This is a genomic window from Salinibacter grassmerensis, from assembly GCF_947077765.1.
Classification (GTDB): Bacteria; Bacteroidota; Rhodothermia; order Rhodothermales; family Salinibacteraceae; genus Salinibacter; species Salinibacter grassmerensis.
Genome location: NZ_CAMTTF010000001.1, coordinates 511664 through 523681, shown reverse-complemented (window position 1 = coordinate 523681; position 12018 = coordinate 511664). Strand labels below are relative to the sequence as shown.

Below are 12018 nucleotides of genomic sequence, written 5' to 3'. Positions count from 1 at the left end.
GTCGGGGATGCGGAAGTGAAACGTCAACAACAAAACTTAACGCCACGGCACAGGCGGATGTTCGTTTGAAGCCAGCGCAATGGGATTAGACTACGACCCTCGTTTCCCTCGATGAAGACCGTCCCACGTGTCTTCCTTTGTGGGGGCGTCCGACGACTTGTCGACACGGAGCCGTCCCCGAGACCGACTGATTTCGGGCGTCATGCCCGTCTGCGGGACACCACCACGGCGGCCGCCGGCCACTTCGTCAGCCCGTACTCACCTCTTCGGCGAGCCCGAGGCGGTCGCGCAGCAGGGCGTCGAGGCGGTCGTGCGTGTCGTTGTCGCGGATGTTGAAGGCTGGCAGGTCGGTGAGTTGGTTGAGGAGGTCGATGCCGCCGGCCGTGTTGGTGGCGATGCCCGTTACGAGGTCGGGCGCCAGCATGTCGAACGCGGTCTCCAACCCAAGGACGGCGTACGGGTCAGACGCGCAGAGAACCGTCATGGCCAGGGCCTCCTGCATCTCCTCCACGGCGATGGCCCCGTTGTACGGCTCCAGGGGCGACGCCCCAATCTCTACCACGGCTACGTCGGCCGCCGGCTGGGCCATTCGGGCAAGCAGTTGGCGCACGGCGGTGCGGTACTCGTCCTCCGGGATGACGGTGGAGGGCAGCCCCGCGTCCACGAAGTCGAATCCCCAGTCGGCCCCGGCGTCCTGAATGGAGAGCACGTCGCGATAGCGCCCGGCCCCGCTCACCTTGGCCCCGAGCACGTCCAGCCCCATCCGCTTCAGGCGGCGGGTCACGATGCGGGCGGCGGTGGTCTTGCCGGCGGACATCGACGTGCCGGCAAAAAGGACGGTGGGCGTGGTGTAGGTCTGCTCGTCGACCGACGGCGTGGCCCCCTCCATCGTCACCTTGGTGGCGTCCCGGCAGACGTGTCCGTGGTATCGGAGTTCGAGGGGCGGCTGCACCAGGGTCGACCGCGACTCGGCATGCCCGAAGAGCCCCGCCCGGGTGAGGGCGTGCATGACCTGGTCGTCGCCAATCGTACGCCACGAGCCCGTCATCTCCAACGTCGCGTGCCGCGTTCCGAAGGCGCCCACGACGGCGTCGCCCTCGGCCACCTCCATATTTCGGCCGCTGGGCAGCTCGATTGCACGGTAGCCCGACGTGTCGGTGACGATGCCCACAACGTAATCTCCCGTGTCCCACTCCGACGGGACACGGGGCTCAATCTCGAAGGGCCGCGCGCTGAGGTCCGTAATGCGGGCGAGGGAGCCAAAGATACACCGGTCGAAGATGGGAGAAACCATGGGGTCGAGGCGAGTCGAGTGGGCGAGAACAGTGGGAGCAGTCTTCGCTCAGGGCGTTTGCGTGGAAGAGGAAGTATCGGCCGTCTCTGCTGTGGGGGCCGCATCGTCCGGCCTCGGCGGCAGAGGCGGCTGGGCGAGCAGAAGGGCCAGAAGGGCACTGCGTTCTACCATCCGGTCTACGTAGCAGAACTCGTGGCGGGCGTGCGCCCCGTCCCCCACCGCCCCGAGGCCGTCGAGCGTCGGGGTGTACTGGCTGATGATGTTGCCGTCGGAGACGCCGCCGGAGCGACCCTCCTCCAGGTCGAGATCGAGGAGCGCGGCGGCCCGGCGCGCCCGCCTCCACAGCCGGCGGGCATCGGGGGTTGGCTCCATCGGCGGGCGCCCGACGCCGCCTTCGATGGTGAGCGACGTGCCGGGCGTGGTTGGCTCCAGGCCCCGAATGGCTGCCTCCACCTCGTCGGCCTGCTCACGGGTCGCGACGCGCACATCCACCTCGGCGGACCCGGCGTCGGCCACCACGTTGGGGTGCGTGCCGCCCCCGATGGTTCCCACGTTCACAGAGACGCCGGCCTCCGGGTCGTTGAGGGCGTGGAGGTCCTGCACCATGTGCGAAAGCTCCAGGATGGCACTCGATCCCCCCTCCGGATCGAGGCCTGCGTGGGCGCTCGTCCCCTGAATCCGGACCGTGAACCGCCCCGCCCCCTTCCGGGCCGTCTTGATCTTGCCGTCGAGCCCGAGGGCCGGCTCCAGGACGAACGCCCGGTGCGCACAGCGGGCCAACCGACGAAGGTGACGCTGCGACGTGGGACTGCCCTGCTCCTCGTCGGAATTGATGAACACGACCGGCACGACCTCCGGCTCAACGGACGCCGCCCGCAGGGCCGCGAGGGCGAACAGCATCTGCACCAGCCCGCCCTTCATGTCGAAGACACCCGGGCCGCGCACCTCGTTGCCGTCCACCTCGAACGGCATGTCCTGGAGGGTGCCACGGGCCCACACGGTGTCGCAGTGCCCCACGAGGAGTTGCACCGGCCGGCCGCGCGGCCGCTCAACGGGACAGGCATAGAGGTGCCCGCGGTCTTCCTCGGCCGCGGGCAGATACCGCACCTGAAAGCCCAGCGTCCGCAGAAGACGGGTAAGCATGTCCTGGACCTCGCCCTGTGCCTCCGGGACATCGGTGGGGGACTCGGCCCGCACCAGGGCCTCCAGTGCCGCCAGCATTTGCTCGCGGTGGCCCGCAAGGTAGCGGCGGAGAGCGTGGGCCAGTGTGGACTCAGAAACAGATTCCATACGCGAATTGGATTGCGCCGTCAAGGGGCGGAGGGTCGTGCCCGCCTACTTCTCAAAACCAGCGGGGAAGGGAAAGGCGCTGGTCTCGTCAATGGCCGCGTAGCGGTCGGGCGGCAGGTACGCGAGAAGGGGGTTGTCGCAAATGACGGCCTCGTCCTCTTTTCCCGAGACGCGGAGCGCCTCCTTTTCTACATGCACCGCCTCCACTGCCCCGATGAGGAGGCTGTTCTCCCCCAGGTCGTCCACATGCCGCTCCATCGTGCACTCCAGGAGCAGGTATGCATCGTCGAGAAACACCCCATCCACCTCCGCCGCCGCCCGCATGGGCAACTGGTTGAGGGCCGGCTTGCGCCGCGGTCCCTCCGGGGCGCCGACCCGGGGCGAGGCCGACAGGCTCGCCAATACCACCTGAGACGGCTTGGGGTAGCTGACCGTGAAGACGCCGGTGCGGACGGCGTTGCGGTACGTCTTGTGGCGCGGCGTGCAGACGAACCCAAAGTAGTCGTCCCAGCCCATGGGCGCGGCCATGTGCTTCGGGGCCAGGTTGTAGGAGGCGTCCTCGTTCTGGGTGCCCACCACGATCAGTGGCGCAACCATGTAGAAGCGCTCCCAGAATGACTGCTCGGGGTCAAGCGATACGATGGCGTCGGGGTCTAGGGGCTCCATAGGACCGGGGGACTTGAGGAGAGTAATGTATACTTTTAATTTCGTATATAGCAAACGGGTTCTGCGTCCGCGTAGCTCCCGTATGTGTGTGGGGCCTGCTGCGACACCTGTGCGGGGAGAACCCCGACGTTTTCTGTTCTCCGCCAGCAAAGCGGGGACGGCCGCGGCCGCCGATGTGCCACTCTTTCACGTCTCCTTCGGGACTGGACCGAGCGACAGACCTGAATGGCCCTGTTAGATTGTCTTCGCCGAGGTCCTTCTCTGTAGAACACATGAGGACCAGCCATCCTGCGCGGGCCTTCAAACAATGAGTTTACGGGGCTTTCGCACGCAGGCGGTCACTTCGTCTGAGAGACCCTGCCAACCGCCCAATTCCGAGACAGGCGACGTCAGACGCAGGGCACAAACCAGCCAGGATGCACCGGCAATGGGATCTCCCGCTCCGACATGGCAGTTCTGACTGGCTCTGCTCTCCATGACGGGACTGGGCGGCGGTGCTCCTATTCCTCCTCAGCGTCGTCGGGCTGCGCGAGTGGGACCGAGCGCGCGAAGTTCCCCCCTGCAGGGCCGAAAGCTAGCTGCGCCCCCGGCGCGTACGTGCTTTTCGCTCACCTGAAGCAGGAAAGCGCAGGGGGGCAGCTGGGCGATTCCGTCTCGACCGACACTCGCCCCGGACAGGTTGGAAACAGCGACAACAGTTGAGAACCACGGCTCCGTATCGGCGCCTAGGACTCTCTAGGCGCGTCCACCTCTCCAGACGCCGCCCCCCGCCGGACGGCCGTCCGCCTCTCGGTGCCGGTCGCATTCCTGATGGCCCTGTCGTCGGGGGCGGGCCTGTTTGCCCATGACCTGTACCGGGACGACACGCGGATCGGGGGACGCTCGTCGTGGCCACCCTGCTGGGGGGTCGCCTTGCTGGGGGCGGGGGGCGGACCTCAACGGGCCCTCCCCGCATGGATGGGAATGCTGTCGTACCCGCTCCACAATTCCGCGTTCTACCTCTTGAGGGCCGCGTTCAACGCCCTGTTTCTCGTCTACGCCGCCCGGAGTGCGCTTTTCGGCGCGGCACTGGGGATCGGCCGATCGATACAGTGGGCCGCCCGCACACCTGATTGCGGTTCTTTCCACTCGTTACTCCACCGGCTCCAGCCGGTAGAGCGCTCCCTCCGGCGCGTCGGTGAGGAGGTAGAGGTAGCCGTCCGGCCCCGTCGCCACGTCGCGGATGCGGCCCAGCTCAGCGCGCAGCAGTTCCTCCTGGTCCGACACGCTCTGGCCGTCGAGCTCCACGCGCATCGCTTTCTGGTGGGCGAGCGCGCCCATGAAGAGGTCTCCCTGCCAGTTCGAAAACTTGTCGCCCGTGTAGAACGCCATGCCGGAGAGGGCCGGCGAGGGGTCCCAGTACTCGACCGGGTCGGTGATGTCGGGCGCAGTGGTGCCGCCGATGGGCGACTGGTCGGTGTAGGTGTCGCCGTACGAGACCGCGGGCCACCCGTAGTTGTTGCCGGGCTCCACGAGGTTGAGCTCGTCTCCGCCGTGCGGCCCGTGCTCGTGCTGCCAGATCGCCCCCGTCTCGGGGTGGATCGCCATCCCCTGCTGGTTGCGGTGTCCGTAGGCGTAGACTTCATCGAGGCCCTCGTCGCTCCCCACGAACGGGTTATCCTCCGGCACCGAGCCATCCATATTGAGCCGGACCGTCGTGCCGACCGACGTGGTCGGCGTGGGGATGTCCACGGTGCGCTCGCGGCGCTGCCCCCGCTCGCCCATCGTCACGACGAGCGTGCCGTCTCCGGGAAACGCGATGCGGGAGCCGAAGTGGTAGTCCGTTGACAGAAAAGGCGTCTGCCGGTAGACCTCCTCCACGTCGGTCAGCGAGGTTCTATCGAGACGGGCCCGCGACAGCACCGTCCCGCCCGTGTCGCCGTTTTTCATGGAGTGCGTGAAGTAGATCCAGCCGCTGTCCTCGTAGTTCGGCGCGACGCGCACATCAAGCATGCCGCCCTGGTTTTTAGCCCACACCTCCGGGACATTGGAGAGTTGCGTGGGGCCGTCGTCGCCGACGAGAAGCATGCGGCCGGGCCGCTCGGTGACGAGCATCCGCCCGTCGGGGAGCCAGTCGATCCCCCACGCGTGCTCCAGGTCCCCAACCGCTTCGACGACCCGAAACGTCTCGTCCTCCGACTCGACCCGCTCCAGGACGACGTCCTCGTCTGGGGATGACGAACGGGGTTCGGATGTCTCCGAACCGTTCCCAGGGGTGCAGGCACAGAGAACGAACGCGAGGAGGCCGACGAGGGTACGCATCGCAGTGGCGGGATTGATAGACATAAACGGCCGGTAGGAGAGTGGTTTTTGCGACAGTTTCTTCACGCTTCCCCCTTCTCGCCGTTCCCAGCCGTTCCGTGAAGGGCACGATGGTTACGCAGATCTCATCTCAATGCGGACGGGCAGGCATCAATCCCTGCTGCATGGCATATACGATTTGGCAAAGCTTCCCTCAATCACGACCTGACGGAGCCGCGTCCCCGCGCTGCCGGACCGCACACCGGCCCATGCCTTTCTTGACAAACGCCCACACGCCTCAGACGAGAAATGCCCACCACCGAACGCCTTCCCACGCAGGACCCCGTCATCGCCAACGCGTCGGTCACCGCCCGCGAGTCGGCGCAGGACCACATCGTCATCCGCGGGGCCCGGCAGCACAACCTGAAGGACGTCGACCTGGACCTGCCGCGCAATGAGCTGATCGTGTTTACCGGCCCGTCCGGGTCCGGCAAGTCGAGCCTCTGCTTCGACACGGTCTACGCGGAGGGCCAGCGCCGCTACGTAGAGAGCCTGAGCGCCTACGCCCGCCAGTTCCTGGAGCGGATGGACAAGCCGGAGGCGGACCTCATCACGGGCCTCGCCCCCGCCATCGCCATCGAGCAGAAGACCTCGGGCAAGAATCCGCGCTCGACGGTCGCCACGCAGACGGAAATCTACGACCACCTCCGCCTCCTCTTCGCCCGCATCGGCACCACCTACTCCCCGGTGAGCGGCGAGCCGGTGAGCAGGGACACACCCCACGACGTGGCGGACCGCCTCGACGACGAGCTGGACGACGGCGCACGGTTTTACCTTTGCGCCCCCGTCCCGGAGCACACGGACATGGCCCTGCGCGACGAGCTCACGGGCCTGCGGGAGCGCGGCTTTTACCGCATCCTCCTGCTGCCCACCGAGCGGCAGGCCGGGAAGGGCGAGGAGCCCGAGATTCTCGACCTCAACGACACCCCGCCCGACCGCGTCAACAACTATGGCCGCGACCGCCTGCGCATCCTCATCGACCGCCTCAAGGTGAAGACGGGCGACGAGGACACCCGCTCCCGCATCGCCGAGTCCGTGGAGCAGGCCTTTGACGAGGGCGACGGGTACTGCACCGTCATTCCTGCCCCCCGCGGCGGCTACGACGAGGCCTCGTACCCGGGGGCGAGCCAACATCAGGGACCCATCCCCCTGTTCGAGTTCAGCGCACACTTCGAGCGCGACGGGATGCGCTTCGAGGAGCCGACGCCGCAGCTCTTTAGCTTCAACAGCCCGGTCGGCGCCTGCCCCACGTGCCAGGGCTTCGGGCGCGTGCCAGGGCTCGACGAGGATTTGATTGTCCCGAACAAACAGCTCTCCATCCGCGACGGGGCCCTCGCGCCGTTCCGTGGCGACAAGTGGGGAAAGCACTTCAAGGACCTGATCGCCGTGGCCGCGGACGTGGGGCTCGACATCGACTGCCCCTACCACGAGCTGGCAGACTGGGAGCGGGACATCGTGTGGGAGGGCAAGGACGACTACATCGGCCTGAACGGCTTCTTCGAGTTCCTAGACGAGAACTCGTACAAGCGCCACTACCGCATCTTCCGCGCCCGCTTCCGGGGCTATTCCGAGTGCCCCGACTGCAACGGCCACCGCCTGTGCGACGACGCCCTCTACGTAAAGGTGGGCGGCGACGCCGTGGAGCAGAAGCACATCGGCGGGATCTGCGCGATGACGACGCGGGAGGCCCGCGACTACTTCGAGGCCCTGGAGCTTACCGACTACGAACAGGAGGTGGCCGGGCGGGTGATGGAGGAGCTGCGTGAGCGGAGCCGCTACCTCGTGGACGTGGGGCTCGACTACCTCACGCTCGACCGCCTCGCGCAGACCCTCAGCGGCGGGGAGACGCAGCGCATCAACCTGTCGACCTCGCTCGGCTCCTCGCTCGTCGGCTCCCTCTACGTGCTCGACGAGCCGACCGTCGGCCTGCACCCCCGCGACAACGAGCGCCTCATCGACATTCTGCAGCGCCTGCGCGACCTCGGCAACACAGTCCTCGTGGTGGAGCACGACCCGGTCACCATGGAGGCCGCGGACCAGCTCGTGGACCTCGGGCCGGCCTCCGGGGCCTTCGGGGGCGAGGTGGTCTTTCAGGGCACCTACGACGAGATTCTGGAGGACGCGGACTCGCTCACCGGCCAGTACCTGAGCGGCCGGAAAGAGGTGCCGGTCCCCGACGAGCGCCGCCCGATCGACCCAGACAACACGCTCGTCGTCGAGAACGCCCGGCAGCACAACCTCAAGCACATCGACGTCGAGATCCCGCTCGGCCAGATCGTGTGCGTCACGGGCGTCTCGGGCTCCGGCAAGTCCACCCTCACGAACCAGACGCTCTTTGAGGGCCTGCACCGCCTCAAGGGCGGCAGCGGGGACGGCAAGGTGGGGGCCCACGACACGATCCGCGGCCACAACAACGTCGACGCCGTGGAGATGGTCGACCAGTCGTCCATCGGGCGCTCGCCCCGCTCCAACCCCGCCACCTACACGAACGCCTTCGACGGCATCCGCAAGCTCTTCGCCAAGACCCGGCAGTCGCAGGTGCACGGCTACGACCGGGGCACCTTCAGCTTCAACACGAAGGGCGGGCGCTGCGAGGAGTGCGAGGGACAGGGCGTGGTGAAGGTGGAGATGCAGTTCCTCGCCGACCTCTACCTGGAGTGTGAGGCCTGCAACGGCCAGCGCTACAAGAAGGAGGTGCTCAACGTCACGTACGACGGCAAGAACATCGCCGACGTGCTGGACATGACCGTCGACGAAGCCGCCGACTTCTTCGAGGGCGAGCGGGCGGTCACCAACAAGCTCGGGGTCCTGCAGGACATTGGCCTCGGCTACCTCACGCTCGGCCAGCCGTCGACGACGCTGAGCGGGGGGGAGGCCCAGCGCATTAAGCTCGCCAGCCACCTCAGCGGCCGCGCCTCGGACCGCACGCTCTACATCTTCGACGAGCCGACGACCGGGCTCCACTTCGACGACATCAAGAAGCTGTTGAACGCCTTTGAGCAGTTGGTCGAGAGCGGCCACTCGGTTCTCATCATCGAGCACAACCTCGACGTGGTGAAGTACGCCGATTACGTGGTCGACCTCGGGCCGGAAGGCGGCGACGCGGGCGGGGAGGTGGTCGCGGCGGGCACGCCCGAAGAGGTCGCAGCCTGCGCGGACAGCCACACCGGGCGGTTCCTACAAAACGTGCTGTAAGCCTCCGGGCTGGCCCTCAGACACGTGATGACCTCAGGCCTCCCTCTGTAACAACTGGACTCTCGGGGGCGTCGTACTTTTCGGAGGCTCTCCCCGCGTCCTATCTGTCGGCAGGGATGACGTGCAGGAGTGGAGGCGCTCCCAACCCCGATTTGCACTACCACGTTGGGGGCTCTGCCGATGAGAGGGAACCAAAAATGAGCCCTCCGATTGGTCGGTACGGGTTTGTGAAAACAGGTATGGTGACGCGCGTCCCGCCTGTTGCTCCGGCGCTGTATCCGGAGGTGCTCACGTCACACCGTCCCGCCGTTTTTTGCATTCCGTGGCGCGCTCTCGCCCTTCGTCGTCTTTTCCCGCACTCTGTTTCCTCAACATGCGATTCCGCACGACCCTCTGGGTCCTCCCCCTCACATTCCTCCTCATCATTGGCTGCAGCAGTTCGGCCCAGATGTCGGACTCGTCCACTCCGGCGCAGAAGGCCGAGCAGCAGGCCGGCGACGAGAAGAGCGACTTCGAGAAGGCCGTGGCTGAGAGCGATTCACTCGGCGGCCTCTTTACCGTCTACCGCGATACGACCGACGGCTCGCTTCAGATGGCCCTCAACTCCAGCCAGATCGGCAAGGAGTACATCTACTTTACCCATACCGTCGACGGCGTGCTGGAGGCCGGCACCTACCGCGGGGCCTACCGCGACAACACCATCTTCAAGGTCCGGCGCCACTACGACCAGCTTGAGTTCGTGGAGGTGAACACCAGCTTCCACTTCAACGACGAGAGTACGCTCAGCCGCGCCTCGGACGCCAACGTCAGCCCGTCGGTTCTACACGTTGAGAAGATTGTGGCCGAGGACGACTCGACCGGCCGCCTTCTCATCGACGCCGACGGCCTCTTCCTGACCGAGTCGCTCACACAGGTGAAGCCTTCTCCCACGCCCGGCCAGCCGCCCACGGCCTTCAGCCTGGGGCGCCAGAGCAAGGAGAAGTCGAAGGTGGAGGAGGTCCACAACTATCCGAAAAATACGGACGTGGTCGTCGACTATGTCTTTGAAAACCCCCGCCCCATCAACCCGGGCTCCGACGCCGTGACCGACGCGCGCAACGTCACCATCACCCTGCGCCACAGTCTTATCGAGGTGCCGGAGAACGACTTTGAGCCGCGCTTCGCGGATCCGCGCGTCGGATACTTCACTCAGCAGAAGGACGACCGCACCACCACCAGTGCCACTCCCTACCACGACCTCATCAACCGCTGGCACCTGAAGAAGGAAAACCCCGACGCCGAGCTCTCCGAGCCGGTGGAGCCGATCACGTGGTGGATCGAGAACACGACCCCAGAGCGCATCCGGCCCATCATCCGCGACGCAGTGCTGGGATGGAATACCGCCTTCCGCGAGGCCGGCTTCAAGAACGCGATCGAGGTGAAGGTACAGCCGGACACGGCATCGTGGGACGCGGGCGACATCCGCTACAACGTGCTGCGCTGGACCTCGTCTCCCAACCCGCCCTTCAGCGGCTACGGGCCGAGCTTTGTGAACCCGCGTACGGGCCAGATCATGGGCGCAGATGTGATGCTGGAATACGCGTTCTTGACCAATCAGGTCAACCAAAACAAGCTCTTCGAGGAGACCGGGCTGCCGCTCCAGGCCGCGAGCGAGAGGCCGAAGACTTTGCCCAAGCACGCCTGTACGCTGCCCGGCTTCCTCCACATGAATACGCTCTTCGGCAAGGCCGCGCTGGCCCCCACCGCCCCGACCCCGAGCCCTGAGCAAAGCGGCCCCTCGGACCTCAACGGCGAGGTGACCCAGCTCATGGAGGAGGCGCTCCACTATCTCGCCCTGCACGAGGTGGGCCATACCCTGGGCCTGCAGCACAACATGAAGGCGTCCCAGCTCCACCCGACCGATGAGGTGCACAACGCCTCGATCACCCGGGAGGAGGGGCTCGTCGGTTCGGTCATGGACTACCCAGCGGTGAACGTGGCCCCGCCCGACGACGATCAGGGCCAGTACTACACGACCCGCCCCGGCCCCTACGACATATGGGCCGTCGAGTACGGCTACACGCCGGACGCCTCCGAGTCGGAGATCGACGCCATCCTGTCGCGCTCCACGGAGCCGGAGCTTGCCTTCGGAAACGACGCGGACGACATGCGCGCGCCAGGCAAGGCCATCGACCCCGAGGTGATGATCGGCGACCTATCGAACGAGGCGCTCGACTACGCCGAGGGGCGCATGCAGCTCGTTGAGGACCTGATGGGGGACCTCCTGGAGAAGTACGAGGACCCCGGGCAGTCGTATCAGGAGCTGCGGAACGCCTTCCTGAGCGTTACCGGCCAGCACGCGCAGATGGCGACCGTCGCCTCCCGCTACGTGGGCGGCGTTCACGTCGACCGCGCGCTGATCGGGCAGGAGGGCGCCACGGAGCCGTACCGCCCGGTCCCTCTCGAGAAGCAGCAGCGGGCCCTCGACCTCCTGAACGAGTACCTGTTCGCGCCGGATGCCTTCGAGATTATTCCGAACGAGCTCTACCGCCACCTCCAGCCGCAGCGACGCGGATTTAACTTCTTCGGCGCGTCGGAAGACCCGAAGGTCCACGCCCGTGTGCTCGGCATTCAGGAAAACGTGCTGGCCCACCTCCTGCACCCGAATGTGCTGGAGCGCATGACCGACACGCGCCTCTACGGCAACGAGTACACGCTGGCCGAGTACATGCGCGACCTTACCGACGCCGTCTTCGCGGCCGACGCGCAGGGCAACGTGAACACGTTCCGCCAGAACCTCCAGGTCTCGTACGTGGAGTCCCTCGCGACCGTAGTGGGCGAGGAAGGCGACGCCCAGTACGATAATGTGGCCCAGAGCGCGGCCTTCCAGAGCCTGCAGGAGATCGAGCGCATGATCGAGCGCAAGCGCGGGGTCAATGCCGAGACTCGCGCCCACACCGACCACGTGCTTCACCTGATCAACGAAGCCACTGCCACGGAGTAGTGCGTGGACGCCGTGCGGAGGAAGCTTTCCCCAACGGCAACGTACAAAAACCCAGGGCCCCAGGGACGTTCGACTCCCTGGGGCCTTTTCGGTGTCGATTGCTCTTTTTGAGTACCTGGGAGGAGGGCCTGCGTTACTTTCCTCTGGCTGAGAGCGGCTTCACAGTCTTGAGGATCCTTCCCAGGCTACAGACGCAGCGTGGGCCTTCCACCCATGTCCTGGACGCCGTTTTGCGTAGAGCTCTTTGCCC

6 protein-coding genes are annotated in these 12018 nt (G+C 66.3%); 2 read left to right on the top strand and 4 right to left on the bottom strand.

Features of this window, described 5'->3' with window-relative positions; genetic code table 11:
• Positions 1-247: 247 nt before the first annotated feature.
• From OJB03_RS01935 to OJB03_RS01920, 4 genes are all read right to left on the bottom strand, one after another.
• The gene (locus tag OJB03_RS01935) at positions 248-1294 is read right to left on the bottom strand and encodes a P-loop NTPase family protein (RefSeq protein ID WP_263784753.1); all 1047 of its coding nucleotides are present in this window, start codon (positions 1292-1294) and stop codon (positions 248-250) included.
• 48 nt (positions 1295-1342) lie between these two features.
• Positions 1343-2584, bottom strand: a complete 1242-nt coding sequence (locus tag OJB03_RS01930) for a M20 family metallopeptidase (protein ID WP_263784752.1) — start codon at positions 2582-2584, stop codon at positions 1343-1345.
• Between the two features lie 45 nt (positions 2585-2629).
• Complete coding sequence (locus OJB03_RS01925) at positions 2630-3250, bottom strand: flavin reductase (RefSeq protein ID WP_263784751.1); 621 nt, start codon at positions 3248-3250, stop codon at positions 2630-2632.
• Between the two features lie 1131 nt (positions 3251-4381).
• Positions 4382-5551 carry a PQQ-dependent sugar dehydrogenase gene (locus tag OJB03_RS01920; RefSeq protein WP_263784750.1) on the bottom strand — a complete coding sequence of 390 codons (1170 nt, stop codon included), beginning with the start codon at positions 5549-5551 and terminating at the stop codon, positions 4382-4384.
• Between the two features lie 288 nt (positions 5552-5839).
• Here OJB03_RS01920 and uvrA point away from each other — a divergent pair, with 288 nt between their 5' ends.
• Positions 5840-8785, top strand: coding sequence for an excinuclease ABC subunit UvrA (uvrA, locus tag OJB03_RS01915; RefSeq protein ID WP_263784749.1), 2946 nt, complete (start codon positions 5840-5842; stop codon positions 8783-8785).
• Positions 8786-9158: 373 nt separating this feature from the next.
• Positions 9159-11768, top strand: a complete 2610-nt coding sequence (locus OJB03_RS01910) for a zinc-dependent metalloprotease (RefSeq protein ID WP_263784748.1) — start codon at positions 9159-9161, stop codon at positions 11766-11768.
• The last annotated feature ends 250 nt before the right edge of the window (positions 11769-12018 follow it).